General features: G+C 27.8%; 16 protein-coding genes. 5 read left to right on the forward strand and 11 right to left on the reverse strand.

The annotated features are described in order from the left end of the window. Position 1: 1 nt before the first annotated feature. The 6 genes from CD56_RS00830 to pseI are packed head-to-tail and all read right to left on the reverse strand — an operon-like array spanning position 2 to position 10280. Positions 2–1849 carry a motility associated factor glycosyltransferase family protein gene (locus tag CD56_RS00830; RefSeq protein ID WP_052768350.1) on the reverse strand — a complete coding sequence of 616 codons (1848 nt, stop codon included), beginning with the start codon at positions 1847–1849 and terminating at the stop codon, positions 2–4. Continuing rightward, a complete protein-coding gene (locus CD56_RS00835) occupies positions 1842–3587 on the reverse strand; it encodes a motility associated factor glycosyltransferase family protein (protein ID WP_052768351.1) in 1746 nt (581 codons plus the stop codon). The genes CD56_RS00830 and CD56_RS00835 overlap by 8 nt, the downstream gene beginning before the upstream one ends. After that, complete coding sequence (locus CD56_RS00840) at positions 3584–5452, reverse strand: motility associated factor glycosyltransferase family protein (protein WP_047207908.1); 1869 nt, start codon at positions 5450–5452, stop codon at positions 3584–3586. The genes CD56_RS00835 and CD56_RS00840 overlap by 4 nt, the downstream gene beginning before the upstream one ends. Beyond that, complete coding sequence (locus tag CD56_RS00845; RefSeq protein WP_047207909.1) at positions 5439–7373, reverse strand: motility associated factor glycosyltransferase family protein; 1935 nt, start codon at positions 7371–7373, stop codon at positions 5439–5441. Before CD56_RS00845 ends, CD56_RS00840 begins: the two co-directional genes overlap by 14 nt. Further along, entirely contained in the window at positions 7370–9205 is a 1836-nt protein-coding gene (locus CD56_RS00850; RefSeq protein WP_047207910.1) for a motility associated factor glycosyltransferase family protein, read from the reverse strand. Before CD56_RS00850 ends, CD56_RS00845 begins: the two co-directional genes overlap by 4 nt. Positions 9206–9245: 40 nt before the next feature. Further along, positions 9246–10280, reverse strand: a complete 1035-nt coding sequence (pseI, locus tag CD56_RS00855; RefSeq protein WP_047207911.1) for a pseudaminic acid synthase — start codon at positions 10278–10280, stop codon at positions 9246–9248. 116 nt (positions 10281–10396) lie between these two features. Here pseI and CD56_RS00860 point away from each other — a divergent pair, with 116 nt between their 5' ends. From CD56_RS00860 to CD56_RS00870, 3 genes are read left to right on the forward strand one after another with little or no spacing between them, the layout of a single operon-like run. Continuing rightward, positions 10397–10819, forward strand: a complete 423-nt coding sequence (locus tag CD56_RS00860) for a hypothetical protein (RefSeq protein ID WP_039627794.1) — start codon at positions 10397–10399, stop codon at positions 10817–10819. After that, positions 10816–11112 carry a flagellar motor switch protein FliN gene (gene fliN / locus CD56_RS00865; protein WP_039617302.1) on the forward strand — a complete coding sequence of 99 codons (297 nt, stop codon included), beginning with the start codon at positions 10816–10818 and terminating at the stop codon, positions 11110–11112. The genes CD56_RS00860 and fliN overlap by 4 nt, the downstream gene beginning before the upstream one ends. Further along, positions 11109–11867, forward strand: coding sequence for a hypothetical protein (locus CD56_RS00870; RefSeq protein WP_039627795.1), 759 nt, complete (start codon positions 11109–11111; stop codon positions 11865–11867). The genes fliN and CD56_RS00870 overlap by 4 nt, the downstream gene beginning before the upstream one ends. Here the strand turns inward: CD56_RS00870 and CD56_RS00875 are convergent. The 5 genes from CD56_RS00875 to plsY form a co-directional block, all read right to left on the reverse strand. Beyond that, complete coding sequence (locus CD56_RS00875; RefSeq protein WP_047207912.1) at positions 11864–13360, reverse strand: Ppx/GppA phosphatase family protein; 1497 nt, start codon at positions 13358–13360, stop codon at positions 11864–11866. The genes CD56_RS00870 and CD56_RS00875 overlap by 4 nt on opposite strands. Next, a complete protein-coding gene (locus CD56_RS00880) occupies positions 13360–13605 on the reverse strand; it encodes a YfhL family 4Fe-4S dicluster ferredoxin (protein ID WP_012660922.1) in 246 nt (81 codons plus the stop codon). Before CD56_RS00880 ends, CD56_RS00875 begins: the two co-directional genes overlap by 1 nt. Before the next feature lie 116 nt (positions 13606–13721). Beyond that, a complete protein-coding gene (gene hsrA / locus CD56_RS00885) occupies positions 13722–14396 on the reverse strand; it encodes a homeostatic response regulator transcription factor HsrA (protein ID WP_039617309.1) in 675 nt (224 codons plus the stop codon). A 77-nt stretch (positions 14397–14473) separates the two neighbouring features. Continuing rightward, the gene (locus CD56_RS00890; protein WP_047207913.1) at positions 14474–14791 is read right to left on the reverse strand and encodes a dihydroneopterin aldolase; all 318 of its coding nucleotides are present in this window, start codon (positions 14789–14791) and stop codon (positions 14474–14476) included. Next, entirely contained in the window at positions 14776–15387 is a 612-nt protein-coding gene (gene plsY / locus CD56_RS00895) for a glycerol-3-phosphate 1-O-acyltransferase PlsY (RefSeq protein WP_047207914.1), read from the reverse strand. Before plsY ends, CD56_RS00890 begins: the two co-directional genes overlap by 16 nt. A gap of 199 nt (positions 15388–15586) precedes the next feature. Between plsY and CD56_RS00900 the strand changes: the two genes are divergently transcribed. Together CD56_RS00900 and rplU are read left to right on the forward strand one after the other, a co-directional pair. Beyond that, positions 15587–16621 carry a cytochrome-c peroxidase gene (locus CD56_RS00900; RefSeq protein ID WP_047207915.1) on the forward strand — a complete coding sequence of 345 codons (1035 nt, stop codon included), beginning with the start codon at positions 15587–15589 and terminating at the stop codon, positions 16619–16621. Positions 16622–16772: 151 nt separating this feature from the next. After that, complete coding sequence (gene rplU / locus CD56_RS00905) at positions 16773–17081, forward strand: 50S ribosomal protein L21 (protein WP_039617324.1); 309 nt, start codon at positions 16773–16775, stop codon at positions 17079–17081. Positions 17082–17089: the final 8 nt, after the last annotated feature.

Genomic DNA, 17089 nt, shown 5'->3' on the forward strand with positions numbered 1-17089 from the left:
ATTACCTTGTTAGTTGAAAAAGTTCTACACTTTCATCTTTTATAGCATTGTCAAATACATTAAAAAGATGTAAAAGTATTTTAAAAGTTTCTTCATATATATTCAATAGTTCTCTCGTGATTTGCTTTTGCTCTTTTTTGTTTTTTGGGTTTTTGCACAACAGGGCATTAGTTTTTAATTCATGATGATACAAAATATGAGGATAAAGCTCATATGCTCCATTAGATGTTTTATATAATTGCTTTTTAAATGCATCAAGTTGCTTAAATAGTGATTTAACTTTTAAATTAATTTTAGCTTTTTGAATTTTTTCTAAAAGAATTTGAGATTTATTAATATTATTTTGATTGCAAGAAAGTATTTTTTCTATATTTTTTCTTGCGGTTTTTAAATTGGCTCCGATTTTGGATGTGCTGGTATTAATAATTTTAAATAAAACCTTATTTTCTTTCAATAAATTTTCACATAATTCTTTAAAAGGTTTTTCTATACTTCCTTCTATTCTAGCTCCACCTTCTGTGGCATTGTAGGTATTTATACCTAGTGGATTCATCAAGGCTATATCTTTTTCAAATGTTTCTTTAAAAACTTTCCACCATTTATTTGTCTCAACCTTACCATTGCCGCCATAAGCAGTAATAAATAAACCTTCTTTTCTATCATTTTCTATAGCTTCTCCATGGACATAGTCTTTAGGATGAGATTTACCATTCTCATCATAAGCTAAATCTTGACCTATTAAGATAATATTTTTATGTCCTAGTTTTACAGCTAACTCATAAGCCATATTGGCTACACTCATACCTGTACCTAAATATCCATAGTCATTCATATTTAAACTTTGTGCAAATGGTAGTGGTCTATGTACTAGCATAAACTGTCTATTATTTCTTTTTAGGTATTCTATAGCCTTTTGATGTACTACACTAGCTAAAATAAACAATATACCCTTATCAAATTCTTTAAAATCATTATCAAAACACTTAATAACTACATCATCTCTTTCAAGCATTAATACATAATCAGGCTTTATATTATGCTTTGCTAATATAGGATAAGCACTATCAGCACATATAATACTAGCTTTGTTGGCATATTCTTTTAATAAAGGTAATTGCTTTATTAAAGATGGACCAGTAGAAACTATAATAGCATTTTCTATTTTACCTTTTCTTTGTTTTAGTAAATCTTTTAAACTAGGGTTGGTAAGCAGTGAAACTAAATTTCTTGTAAGTTGAGTAATGCCTTGCAAGGAATCGCTAGGTGCGTTTCCTACTCTTAAATGATTGGATTTAATGGCTTGTATAATATTTTGATTTGTTGTGTTTGTATTACAAGAAGAGTAAAAGTTGCTGTGTATAAAAAGATTATAAATTTTATAATAATTTCTTATTGTTGAATAGCTCATTAAAACATCAAGTTGAGTGAAAGTTGTTAGAGGTGTATAAAACAAAACCACCTTTTCATTTCTTATTTCTTCACTTAAATCTAAATAATGAAAAACTAGATAAATAATCTCTAATTCTTCTTCAAAAACAATTAAATGATTTCTAATAGGATTAGAAAGCAAAGCTTTATATAAAATTCCATTACCTAAACCATAAAAAAATAAAACAGGATATCTTAAATACTCTCCATTAAAAAGTTTTAAACTTTCATCTAATTCCTTTAAAGGATCTTTATAAACAAATTCTTTTCTTTTTTTATCTAATATATTAATATCTAAATTATCACTACTTCCTTGAAAAAGTTCAAATTGCTTACACTCTTTAAGCTCTCTTAGCTTTAGAGCTAAAGGCTGATCTTTTTCAAATAATGCTTGAGTGTTTTTTAAAAAAAGTTCATTCATGAAAATCCTTAGAAACTAAAATTTGAATATTAGCTATAGTTTTATTTATTATAAAATATTGAGTTTTGATAAGATTTGCTATTTCGCTGATATGTCTTTCATGATTAATTACATAGCAAAGCTCATTTATTTTTTCTTTTTTTGCTTCATTTATATCGATGCATTCTAATTCAATAAAATTACACTCATTGGCATACATATAGCTTAACAAAATTGTAGAGAAATATTTACTAGACAAAATATTTTCTTTGTATGATTTTAATTCTTGTTTTAAGTTTGTTATTTGGTTGAAATTGATCGTATTTAAGCTTTTTTCTAAACTTAAATGAGTTGGTAGGTTGTTGAGCATTAAAGAGATATTTTGGACTTTTACTAAAAGATCTTGAGCTTGATTTAAAAATTCTATAGCTTTTTGATTAATTGCATTAAAATGCTTTAAAGATTTTGTGAGATTTTTACGAATATCTTTTTTATCTGGCAATGAAAGTTTTTGAAAATTTTTAATACTTTCTTTGTCAATAATGTTTTCACAAAGTTCTTTAAAAGATTTTTCTATACTTCCTTCTATTCTAGCTCCACCTTCTGTAGCATTATAGGTTTTTATAAAGTTTTTGTTTTGGGCTATATCATATTCATATTTTTCTTTATATAAAAGCCAAGCTGTATGGGTATAAACTTCACCTTTACCTCCATAGGAAGTTGTTTTAATAGGTTTATATCGTGAAAAATCTAAATTTGATCCATGTAAAAATTCTTTAGGATGTGATTTTCCATCTTTCCCAAAAGCCAAATCTTGTCCAATGAGTATAATATTTTCATATTTTAAGGATACTGCAAAATTATATGCCAAATTTGCCACTGAATTAAAACTTAAATCACAATAGCCAAAATCATCAAACTCAAAGCTAGTGGAAAATGAATTTGCAGATAGAGCAACCATATAGTTTCTATTATTTTTTTCTATAAGTTTAATAATTTTAGGATGGACGGTATCGCTAAGAATAAATAAAATATTATCATCAAAATTTCCAAAATCATTATCAAAGAAAATCCAAGAACCTGTAAATTTTTCTTCTTTTCCGTTAATAAAATCTCTTTCTATGCAAAATACATAATCAGGTTTAATATTATGTTGGTGTAATATAGTATAAGAACCATCTGCACAAAATATAGCAACCTTGTTTTGAATTTGTTTTAACAAAGGAAGTTGTTTTATTAGACTAGGTCCGCTCGCTACTATGATGGCATTTTTACTTTTGGCTTTATGAGTATTTAGAAAATCTTTTATGCTAGAGTGAGTTAGTGTTTTTGGAAGATTTTCACAAAAATGCTTTATGTATATTTCGCATTCTTGACTTGATTGCAATCCGTTTAAAATACTTTTAATGGCTTCATTGATATTATTTTGTATGGTTTGTATGGAGGTAGAGTTTTTAAATTTCAAAATTTTAGCAATTTTACTATAAAACATAAAATTTTGTTGTAGAAATAATTCTTTGGCTTTATTAAAATCAAATTTTTCAACATCAAATAGAAATAATTTTTTTTCTTTTAAGAGGCAAATGATGTATGTTTCTTGTGTGAACTTTTTAAGGATGTTTTTATCGTCTTCAAAAATTACTAAAAATTTTAAATTTTTATTATGAAAAACCTCTTTAACATAATCACCCAAGCCATAGATAAATAAAATAGGATGATTTTTATATAAATTTAAGGTATTATGCGCAAAAGTATTCATATTTTATTTTCCTGAATAATTTTTAATAAAATTTTAAGAAATTTAATTAATTCTTGTATCCATATTTCATGCTTTAAAAGCCAAATAATCATACGAATTTTTTTTTCATCTTGAGTGTGAGCACTCGTTAAAGAGATTTTTGCAAGTTCTAGTTCTATATTTTTTAAAGCAGGATTTAGCACTTCTCCTAATTCTAGCATTTTTTCTATATCTGTTTTGAGTAAATGCAGGTTATCATTTACATTTAAAATTTCTTCAAAATTTAAATTTTGAATATTTTTTGAGTAATTAATATAATTTAGAATATATTTTAGTTCTTCCTTAAAGTTCTTGCTGTTGGTAAGAATTTGAGAAATTTTTTGTATTTTGCGATTTAACTTTTTATCAATCTCATCTTTTTTATCTTGAATTTCTTTTTTACTTAAAGTTTGTAGTTTTTCAAATAAAACCTTATTTTCTTTCAATAAATTTTCACATAATTCTTTAAAAGGTTTTTCTATACTTCCTTCTATTCTAGCTCCACCTTCTGTGGCATTGTAGGTATTTATACCTAGTGGATTCATCAAGGCTATATCTTTTTCAAATGTTTCTTTAAAAACTTTCCACCATTTATTTGTCTCAACCTTACCATTGCCGCCATAAGCAGTAATAAACAAACCTTGTTTTCTACTTCCTTCAAAGTCTTCTTTAAAATAATGATAATCTTTAGGATGAGATTTACCATTCTCATCATAAGCTAAATCTTGACCTATTAAGATAATATTTTTATGTCCTAGTTTTACAGCTAACTCATAAGCCATATTGGCTACACTCATACCTGTACCTAAATATCCATAGTCATTCATATTTAAACTTTGTGCAAATGGTAGTGGTCTATGTACTAGCATAAACTGTCTATTATTTCTTTTTAGGTATTCTATAGTTTTTGGAAAAACCATACTAACTAAAAGAAATAATATACCTTTGTCAAATTCTTTAAAGTCATTATTGAAAAACTCAGAGGTTTTTTCTATCCTTTCTAAAGATAATACATAATCAGGCTTTATATTATGCTTTGCTAATATAGGATAAGCACTATCAGCACATATAATACTAGCTTTGTTGGCATATTCTTTTAATAAAGGTAATTGCTTTATTAAAGATGGACCAGTAGAAACTATAATAGCATTTTCTATTTTACCTTTTCTTTGTTTTAGTAAATCTTTTAAACTAGGGTTCGCTAATTGATAAGGTAGATTGTGTAAAAGTTGGGTGATGCCTTGGAGGGAGTCTTTAGGGTCATTGCCTAGTTCTGTAATAAGATAAGAGCAAAGCTCCTGAATATTTTTTTCTAAAACAGAAGTATTTTTATTGTTATAATAGTAAGAATGTGAAAACACCTTAACATCTTGCAAATAATTTCTTATTTGCAACTCCTTGCCTAAAAATATACTTAGGTAGGTTTTGTCAAAATTTTCCACCACATACAATCTTTTATCTTTTAATTCTTGACTAAAATCTATTAAATGAAAAACTATATAAAGTATTTCAATATTAGGTTCAAAAACAACTATACTTTTATGATTTTCATTTTTTAATAAAGCTTTATATAATAAACCATTACCTAGACCATAAAAAAATAAAACAGGATATCTTTCATATTTGGTATAAATTTCATTGTATTTTTCATCAAAGAATTTTTCAGGATTATCATATAAGCTTTGTTTTAATTCATGATCATATATATTGATATCAAAAGCACTTTTTCCTGCAAACACCTCAAAACGCTCATTTGTTTTTACATCTTCTATTTTATCAGCTAGAGTAGCATTATAACTTTCTAATGCCCCTAGATTTTTATTAAAGTTAGCTTCATAGGTGTTCATTATTTACCTTTATAAAATCTTTTAAATCTTGTATAGATTGTTCCATGATTTTTATTTGTGATTCTAGAGTGTCTATGACCAGTTTAAGCCATTTTTCATGCTTTATAAGCCAAATAATCATACGAATTTTTTTATCTTCTTGAGTATGAGCGCTCATAAGTGAAATTTTGGCTAGTTCAAGTTCTGTTAAAGTTAAGGCAGCTACTAGTTGGTCGGAAAATATGGACATTTTTTCATCTTCTAAAAATTCTTTAACTTTGTGAATTTCATCATTAGTCTTTAAAATTTTAATAAAATTAATAGTATTTAAATCGATATGATATCTAGTTTGTTCAATAACTTTTAAAATGGGTTTCAAAAGCTTTTGGCATTGATAAATTTTGTTTTTTGCAAATTTAATAAGTTCTAAAAAATAATCATAGCTTTGTTTTGCTAATAAAATCTGTTCCTTTTTTGGTAAGCTATTTAAAAAAGGAAAAATAATTTTATCTTCCTTTAGTAACTCATCACACACTTGTTTAAAAGGTTTTTCTATAGTGCCTTCTATCCTAGCTCCACCTTCAGTAGCATTGTAGGTTATAATACTGTTTTTGGCAGTTTCTTTTATATAAAGTTCATAGCTTTGTATATAGTATTTCCATCCTTGATGAGTAATCACTTCACCCTTGCCACCATAAGCTGTAGTTTTTATACGCTTTTCTAAACTAGGAATGTTATTATCAAAGTTTTCTCCGTATAAAAAATCCATAGGATGAGAATTACCTTTTTCATCAAAAGCTAAATCTTGACCTATAAGTATGATGTTTTTATGTTCTAATTTTACAGCTAATTCATATCCCATATAAGCTACATTTAAACCACCTAAGGTTCCAAAATCATTTATTAGCATTTTATGAGTAAATTTTGATAATGGTCTTAAAACTAATAAATAGTTTCTATGATTTTTTTCTAAATATTTGATAGTATCTGAGTGTGTTGATGCTGTAATGACGAAAGTTATATTTTTATCAAATTCTTCATGATTATTATCAAAAAATTTACTAGTAAGCTCACTTGAATCTAGAGATATTACAATATCAGGTTTTATATTGTATTTTGCAAGTATAGGGTAGCTTCCATCGACACAAATGATAGTTGCTTTATCTGCATTCTCTTTTAACAAAGGAAGTTGTTTGATCAAGCTTGGGCCACTTGCAACGATAATAGCGGTTTTATTTTTCCCTTTTCTTTGATTGATAAAATCTTTAAATAAAGCTTTTGTAAGTATTTTTGGTGTATTTTCTATAGAAAACCTTAAATCTTGTGATAAAGTTGCTATTCTATTGCTTCCTTGCGCGTTAAAAACATACATAATTTTTTCATTTAGTTTTTTTTCTAATTCTTCTATGTGTATTTTATATTGATTGTAATAGGAATTTAAAGAATAAATTTTACTATCATAAAGATAGTTTCTAACAAAAAGCTCTCCTATTAAAAAGTTTATAATGCTATCCATATCAAAATCATTTGTATCCACCACATACAATCTTTTATCTTTTAATTCTTGACTAAAATCTATTAAATGAAAAACTATATAAAGTATTTCAATATTAGGTTCAAAAACAACTATACTTTTATGATTTTCATTTTTTAATAAAGCTTTATATAATAAACCATTACCTAGACCATAAAAAAATAAAACAGGATATCTTTCATATTTGGTATAAATTTCATTGTATTTTTCATCAAAGAATTTTTCAGGATTATCATATAAGCTTTGTTTTAATTCATGATCATATATATTGATATCAAAAGCACTTTTTCCTGCAAACACCTCAAAACGCTCATTTGTTTTTACATCTTCTATTTTATCAGCTAGAGTAGCATTATAACTTTCTAATGCCCCTAGATTTTTATTAAAGTTAGCTTCATAGGTGTTCATGAGAGACCTTTTTCTATGCTTTGAATTTGTAATTTTATATGAGGTATGATAAAATCAATCCAATTTATATGAATTTCTATATATTCTTTTCTTTTTGCATATTCTTCTTCTATGTTTGTAGGATTTTTTATATAATTTTGTGCAATTTTATATTCAAAATGAAAAAATATTGAACGAATAAGATCTAAGAAGTAATTTTTAAATTCTTCATCCTCAAACTTAGTTTTCATTTTATAAATTCTTTGACTTAGAGGGTTAAAGTCTTGATTTTCAAAATTTAAATTTTCTAAGCATCGAGCAAGATCTGATTTTAAAATTTCACATTCGTTGATGTAACTTCTTCCTAAAATAATAATCCCCCTCAAACACTCATCAATCTCATCTTTTTTATCTTGAATTTCTTTTTTACTTAAAGTTTGTAGTTTTTTAAATAAAACCTTATTTTCTTTCAATAAATTTTCACATAATTCTTTAAAAGGTTTTTCTATACTTCCTTCTATTCTAGCTCCACCTTCTGTGGCATTGTAGGTATTTATACCTAGTGGATTCATCAAGGCTATATCTTTTTCAAATGTTTCTTTAAAAACTTTCCACCATTTATTTGTCTCAACCTTACCATTGCCGCCATAAGCAGTAATAAATAAACCTTCTTTTCTATCATTTTCTATAGCTTCTCCATGGACATAGTCTTTAGGATGAGATTTACCATTCTCATCATAAGCTAAATCTTGACCTATTAAGATAATATTTTTATGTCCTAGTTTTACAGCTAACTCATAAGCCATATTGGCTACACTCATACCTGTACCTAAATATCCATAGTCATTCATATTTAAACTTTGTGCAAATGGTAGTGGTCTATGTACTAGCATAAACTGTCTATTATTTCTTTTTAGGTATTCTATAGCCTTTTGATGTACTACACTAGCTAAAATAAACAATATACCCTTATCAAATTCTTTAAAATCATTATCAAAACACTTAATAACTACATCATCTCTTTCAAGCATTAATACATAATCAGGCTTTATATTATGCTTTGCTAATATAGGATAAGCACTATCAGCACATATAATACTAGCTTTGTTGGCATATTCTTTTAATAAAGGTAATTGCTTTATTAAAGATGGACCAGTAGAAACTATAATAGCATTTTCTATTTTACCTTTTCTTTGTTTTAGTAAATCTTTTAAACTAGGGTTCGCTAATTGATAAGGTAGATTGTGTAAAAGTTGGGTGATACCTTCGAAGGAGTCTTCTGATGAGTTTCCTTGTCTAACAACCAAAGATTTTATGCTTTCTATGCACAAAGAGTTGGTTTTAGCTATGGCATCTTCATAGTTTTCATAGAAATTTGATATTAAGAGTAAATCATAAGTTTTAACAAAAAAGTGAATTTTCTCTTGTTCAAAAAAACGATAAAAAGTTAAAAAGTTAATATCTTCATATAAATAAATACAAAGTCTTTTATCCTGTAAATCTTGACTAAAATCATTTAAATGCAAAGCAATATATAAAAGTTCTATTTCAGGCTCTATAACGCAAATATAATCTTTGAGTGGATTTTTCAATAATTCAAAAATTAATATACCGTTGCCAATTCCAAAAAAAACTAAAAATGGATGTCTTTTATAATTTTGCTCATAAAAAGATAAATTATCTAAAGCATTTTGTATACAAAATTGTTTTGTTTTATGATCATAAATATCGTAGTTTTTTTCAAAAAGTTCAAATCTTTCGTTGGATTTTACTTGCAAGATTTTATCAGCTAAGCTTGCGTTGATTTCTTTTAAAACTTGTAAATTTTTAGAAAAATTAAGTTCAAGTAGCATTATAGTTCCTTATTTATATTTCTTTAAGCAAAAGCATAAATCATTCCAAAAAATCTTCTTCTTTTAGCGCTTGTCCAAATTCTATATCACAACTTGCTTTTTTGCCAAGTATGATAGGCAAAAATTTAGGATGCAAGCCAAGGTTTGGTCTTACACTTTTTACATTTTCTAGTGTAAAAATTTCTCCTTTTTTGATGTCTTTACTAGCATATAAGCTTCTTGCAAAATGGCGATTTTTTAAAGTTTTTTCATTTATTGTTAAGCTAGCTTTACCTAGTGCTTGCTCGCTTAAGCGCACCATGGAACACATTTGCTTAAACTCTTCATAGTTAAGACTAAATTTAGCATCAGCACTATTTAAAGTTTTATCTAATATAAAATGTTTTTCTATCACTCTTGCTCCAAGAGCTACGGCTAAAGTAGGTGCTAAAAATCCCTCGCTATGATCGCTTAAGCCTACTATGGTTTTAAATTTTCCTTGCAAGGTTTTAATGGTGTTTAAATTTAAATCACAAATTTGTGAAGGGTAGGCTGAAGTACATTTAAGTAAAATTAAATTTGGGTTGTTTTCTTCTTGGAAAATTTTAACAATCATTTCAAGTTCTTCTTCATAAGCTATACCCGTAGAAACTAAGGTAGGTTTGTTTTCTTTTGCTACATAACGCACAAAATCATAATCATTGACTTCAAAAGAAGCGATTTTATAAGCTGGGGGATTAAATTGTCTTAAAAAATTCACATCTTCTTTAGAGAAAGGACTAGAAAAGCAGATTAGCCCTTCATTTTTGGCGCATTCAAAAAGTTGTTCATGCCATTCATAGGGCGTCTTAGCTTCTTCATATAATTCATATAGTTTGCGTTCATGCCACAAACCACCTTCGATAATAAAATCTTTTTTATTAGAATTTAGTGTTAAGCTATCTGGGGTATAGGTTTGAATTTTTATGGCATCAGCTCCTGCTTTTTTAGCTGCTTGTATAGTTTTTAAAGCTACTTCAAGGCTGTTTGCGTGATTTGCTGAAAGCTCGGCAATGATGAAAACTTTTTCATTTAAATTGAAATTTCCTATAAACATTAAAAACCTTTTTTTAATTTAAATAAAAATTTACTATATTTTATATTTTAATTATTAATTATGATTAAAGGTTTATTTAGTAAAATAAATTTAATTAAGTTATCTAAGGAAAAACTATGACTAAAACACTTGAGTATTCGATTTATCATTTTTTTGAGCATATTTTAAAATTAAAAATTTCACAAAAAAGTATGATTAGGGGTGAGCTTTATGGAGCTTCTATACCTTTGTATTTTAAAGATGAAGAATATAGTTTTTATTTATTTTTCCAAAAACAAGCTTTAAATGAAATTGCGTTGTTTTTACTACATGAAGAATTAAAAGAAGATGGATTAGCAGATTTAGTAAAAGAAGTGGCTAATCAAATTATAGGTTATGCTAAAAAATTACTTAACGATACTAATGGAAAAGATGAATATCGCTTAGGGGTTCCTGAGTATTTAGGACGTATTGATGGATTTTCAAAAATTAAACTCAAAGAAAAATTTACTTATGAAGTAAAAAATGCTTCCTTTAGAATAGGTTATAAAAAAATATGATAGAAGATCATTTAGGATTATTGCAATCTTATGAAGATATTTTAGATATTAGTGTTGATTTTGTTAGTGAGCTTGGCACGACTAATATGAGTGTAAGAGATCTTTTAAAGCTAGAAGTTGGTTCTGTGATAGATCTTGAAAAGCCAGCAGGTGAGAGTGTGGAGCTTTACTTAAATAAAAGAATTTTTGGAAAAGGCGAGGTAATGGTGTATGAAAAAAACCTCGCAATAAGAATTAATGAGATTTTAGATTCTAAATCAGTATTGCAGTATTTTAAAAAAGAATTGCAATGAAATTTGTTTGGATTTTACTACTTGCTTTGCCTCTTTTTGGGGCAAAAATTCTTGATTATAATATCTATCCTAGAGAAGATAGGGTGGATATTACTTTTTCATTTGATATTCCTTATAAAGAAGGCATTAGTCAAAAGAGAAAAGGCGATATTATCATCTTTACACTAAATGCTCAAAGTGCTAAAGAAGAAGATAAGATAATAAATTCTAATATTGTTAAAAAAATAAAAATTTTTTCAGAAGGTAAAAAAACTTTTATAGCTTTAAGTATTGGCGATAAGATACAAATTAATGCAGATACGATTGGTGAGTATGGATTAAGATTACGTGCGCAAAAAGAGGGCACAAATTTAACTACCAAAAAAAACTTAAATGAAAAAGATGAGGAAATAAAAATGCAAGAGTATGATTTTACAAATTATATTTTAGTTGTAAGTGTTTTGATACTTTTGCTTATTGGACTTTGGTTTTTAAAAATGTATTTAAGACAAAAACATCCTTTAGATAGAAATTTTAATTTGATTTTTCAAAGACCACTTGATAGACATAACCAACTTGTGGTTTTTGAGTATGGCTTAAAACGCTATACTATGATTATAGGAAATTCTAATGTAGTATTAGAAACAAGTGAAGCTATGATGAAAAATGACGAACAAAATCAAACATCCCAAAAGCCAAAAGAAAAAGATTTTGACTCTTATTTTGAAGAAAATAAACAAAGATTGCAAAATTTACTTTTAAAACAAAATAATTAATTTTTTTGATTAAAAGCTAAAATGATAAGCTTTGGCTTTGAAATCTTTTTAATCTCTTCTTTTGAAAAATAAATTTGCTTTTTATCTGAGTAAATATATAAAGTATGGTTTTTTAGCATAAAATCAAGATTTATATCAGTATCTTTTGCTAATTTTTTTGCTAATGCAAGAATGAAATTAAGCCAAGTTAATATATGATTGTTTGGTAATAACTCTTTAACATGTTCAATAGCAAATGGATTGATTTTTTTACCATTGGCCTTTAAAAGAGTTGCAATAAGTAAAATTTCCTTATGTGAAAAGCCAAAATTTAAGCCACTCATTGCCATGTAGGCACTATGCTCATTAGCAAAATAAAAATTAATTCTTTCGCCTATGTGGGCTAGTTTGGCAGCATTTAAAAGATCTTTTTTAAAGCTAATATCAACTTTATGAACAGGTAAAAGTACATCAAATAATTTATTTGCAAAATATGCGCTTTTATCACTATAGTCTATATTAAAGCGATCTTGTAAAGATTTTAAACTCGGATTAAAATTAGGTGGAAATTTAGCATTAAATTTTGAAAAATCGGTAGTGTCGTTTTTTATATTGGCATATTTTTGAAAAAGATTGGATAAAAACACGCCCTCTCTTACACCCACTGCTGAGGTGATGATATTTTTGGCTTTTAAGTTTTTTGCTAAGGCTAAAAAGATTACGCAGCCTTCTTTTATGGTATCAAAACGATCCTTTTTGATATTAAAATCAACTAAATTTTTAGCATTTTGAATTTTTTCTATGTGGTTTTTTTCTTTCTCAAAACTATAGCTGAAATTATGGATTATTTTTAATGGATAAGAGTTTTTTTTCATTATAGAATTTGATAACGCTCTTAAGCTCCCACCTATGGCAATAATATTATCATTTTGAAAGCGCTTTGGAACTTGCATTAGCGCTTCTTGTATAAACTGATCTAGCGCATTTAATCTTTTAGTGTCATAAAAGATTTCTTTTAATCTTACCGTACCAAGATCAAGTGAAATACAATCTATAATTTTACCTTCTTTAATCAAGCAAAGCTCGGTTGATCCTCCGCCTATGTCTATAGTAGTGGCATTTTGAATATTTGATAACAAATTTAACGCAGCAAGACCGCCTAAAAATGATTCGGTTTTTCCGTTGATACATTTGATATTTAAACCTACATTTTTTGCTATTCTAGATATGAAATCTTTAGCATTCGGTGCATCTCTTAGCGCAGAAGTTCCAACAGCAATAATTTTTCTACATTTTTCTTTTAAAGCTTTTTCTTTAAAGTAAGCCAAAGCTTTCTCTGCTTTAAGCATAGCTTCTTCTTGGAGGATTTTGTTATTATTATAGGCATTTTCTCCAAGTCTTACTTTCTTTTTGTGTTCGCTACAAATGAAAAAACCATATCTTGAGGTTCTTTCAAAAACCACCATACGAACGGAATTAGAACCAAGGTCAATTACTGCTGTTTTTTTGGCCATTAAATATCTTTGTTTTTATGTTTCAAGCGAAGTTCATCGATGCTTTCTACATTGTCAGGATCAGGTATGATACAATCTACAGGACAGGCTACTATACAGGCTGGTTCTGAAAATTCATTCACACATTCAGTGCATAGATCAGGATCTATAACATAGATTGGATCGTTATCATAAATAGCCTCATCTGGACATTCTTCCCTGCATGCATCACAGGATATACATTCTCTAGTGATTAAAAGTGACATACTTTTCCTTTTATGAGTAATAAAGCAAACTTATACTATATAAAAACTTATAGCTAATTTAAATGAAAGAAAAATTAAATTTAATTTTTAGAATGATTGAATCATTCTAAAAATTTTTAGTTAGTTTTTTTAGGAAAACAAAAGCGATATCCTCTGCGACGCACAGTTTCTATAGTAGAGATATTGAGTGGTTTATCCATTTTTTGTCTTATTTGATTGATTGCAACTTCTATAACATTTGGAGTTACAAGTTCAGGTTCTTCCCAAATAGCATCTAAAAGTTGTTCTTTTGATACGATTTGATCAGAATGTCTAGCAAGGTGAGTTAAAACTTCAAAAGGCTTTCCTTTTAATTCTATATCCTTTCCTTGATAAGTGATTTTTTCTTCATCAGGGTCAATCACTAAATCATCAATTTTAATCACATTAGTTCCACCAAATCTAAGTCTAGCTTCGATTCTTGCCATTAAAATTTCAAAATCTAAAGGTTTTTTTATATAATCATCTGCTCCAGCTTTTAAAGCTTTGATTTCATTTTCTTTGTCTGCTTTTGAGCATATTGTAACTATAGCAGTTCTTGGAGATTTTTGTTTGATAGCATTGATCAAATCGCTTGCGTCGTTATTGCCTATAGTCCAATTTGATAATACTAAATCATAGTGTCTAATACCTATAAAATACTCAGCGTCTTTAAAATTTTCTGAAGTATCACTTTGGTAACCAAACTCGTTTAAGGTATTTGATAAGGTTTTGTTAAGCGATGCTTCATCTTCTACAACTAAAATACGCATTTTATTCCTTTGAAGATAGTTTTAGTGCAAAAGTATAACACAAATTAAGCAAATATTCAAAATTCTTTAAAAAATTTTTAATATTTTTTGCTTAAACTAGCTCCAACACGTGCATTTTTAATAATATCAGGCTTATAGCAGGTAATATGTATAAACTGAAGTTTTTTATGGTGCTTTTTGATATCTTTGCATATATATTTTAAAGATTTTTCTATAGTTTTAAATTTTTTCTTTTTGTAGATTTTTTCTATTCTAGCACATAATTTTGCATAATCTAAAAATTTTTTACTTTTAGCTTCTAATTCTATTAAGACTTTTTGCTCTTGAATTCTTTCAAAATCCAAAAGCCCTATAATACATTTAAATTCTAAGCTAACTTTTATATGACTTTGCATTCTTGTTTTCCGATTAATCTTAAAATATTTGGTATATGCTTATAAATAACTATAAAAGCGATAATAAATATCGGCGCATGGGTGTTAATCACAGGCATATCATAATGAAATATAAAAGAAGTTATGATTAAAACAACCAAGGCTCCAAGCGAAGCTAAGCTTGAAATTTTAAATACCTTTCCTATGATAAACCAAGCTAAAACCGCAGATATAATTTCAAAAGGTAAAAATACTGCTAAAACTCCAGCTCCAGTAGCTACCCCCTTACCCCCTTCAAATTTTAAATAAGGAGAAAAACAATGGCCAAATACCGCTAAAACCGCCATAGTCCATAAGATATTTTCATCATAGCCTAAAAATTTTGTTACTAATATAGGTATAATCCCTTTAAGTGCATCTAGAACAATAGTTGCAACAGCAAGTGTTTTGGCAAGCTTAGGATCACTTTCTTTTACTACTCTTAAAACATTAGTAGCGCCTATGCTTTTACTACCTACATTTTTGATATTTGTTTTGGCAAAAATTTGAGCTAGTAAAAGTCCAAATGGTATAGCACCTATAAGATAAGCCAAAAGATAGATTATTAAATTTTCCATTTACTTTTTATCCTGATTTTATAAAACTTTATAAAATGATAGCAAAAAACCCTGAAATAAATATTTAAGAGATAATTTATCCTATAATAATTTTTATTGTTAAATAGAAATTTTTTATTTTGTTTAAAGAAAATTATAGATATATTTTCAATAAGTTTATTTTAAATAGGCTTTATTTTATCTTATTTAGGAGTAGATAATGAAAAAAATTTCATTATTAGTTGTATCATCATTATTAGTTGCATCAACTGCTTTTGCTAATGATAGAGCTTTATTAGATGAAGCAAAAGCTGCAGGTTTAGCACCTTTACCAAAGGATCAAGCAGGTGTTGAAAAACTATTAAAAGAAATGGGAGTTAAGGCTAGCAAATTTTCTAAAGAAAAAGCTAATCTTGGTAAAAAATTGTATTTTGAACCAAGACTTTCTAAAAGTGGTTTGATTTCTTGTAATACCTGTCATAATTTAGGTATGGGTGGTGCTGATGGTATAGCAGCTGCTGTAGGACACAAATGGACAGCTAATCCTCATCATTTAAATTCGCCAACAGTTTATAACTCAGTTTTAAATTCAACTCAATTTTGGGATGGTAGAGCAGGTACTTTAGCAGATCAAGCAAAAGGGCCAATCGAAGCAGAACCTGAAATGGCAACCCCAGCTAAATTAGCAGTAGAAAAAATTTCCTCTATGCCAGAATATGTAAAAGAATTTAAAAAAGTTTATGGAAGCAGCGGAGTGACTTTTGACAATATCGCAGATGCTATTGCTACATTCGAAAGAACACTTTTGACTCCATCTAAATTTGATAAATTCTTAGAAGGTGATACAAAAGCTTTAAGTAAAAAAGAAAAAGAAGGTTTAAAAACTTTCATCGATAAAGGCTGTACAGCTTGCCATACAGGGGTAAATTTAGGTGGTAGTATGCAGGCTTTCCAAGTAGCAGCTAAATATAAATTTGCAAATGTAGGAGATTTTAAAGGTGATGCAAATGGTTTAGTTAAAACTCCAACCTTAAGAAATATTGCTGAAACAGCTCCATACTTCCATAATGGTGCTATTTGGTCTTTACAAGAAGCAATCAAAGAAATGGGTAGTGTGCAACTTGGTATAGAAATTTCTGACAAAGAAGCAGCTTCTATAGAAACTTTCTTACATGCCCTAACAGGTAAAAAACCAAGCATTACTTATCCTCAACTTCCAAAAGCAACTGAAAAAACTCCAAAGCCAGAGCTTTAATTTAAATCTTAAGACGCTTTTTGCGTCTTAAGCTTACTTTATATAAAATCAAGATATAATTACCGCTTTTAACCACTAAAGCTTTTTAAATTTATGTTTTATACATAATGCTTTATGGTGCTACCAAAATATTTTAAGAAAGGATAGCTGTATGTATGCTATTATAAAACACAGTGGAAAACAATACAGAGTAAGTCAAGGTGATGAGCTTAAACTAGATCGTTTTGAAGCTGAAGCAAAATCAAGCGTAGAAGTAAGTGAAGTTCTTGCTGTATGCGATAAAGAATTAAAGGTAGGTGCGCCGTTTGTTGCGGGTGCAAAAGTTGTTTTAGAAGTGATTGCTCATGGAAAAGACAAAAAAGTTGTAATTTATAAAAAAAGACGTAGAAAAGACTCAAAATTAAAACGCGGTTTCAGAAGACAATTTACTCGCGTTAGAGTAGTAGATATTAAAGCTTAAGGAGTAAA

This window comes from Campylobacter lari, assembly GCF_001017575.1.
Classification (GTDB): domain Bacteria; phylum Campylobacterota; class Campylobacteria; order Campylobacterales; family Campylobacteraceae; genus Campylobacter_D; species Campylobacter_D lari_C.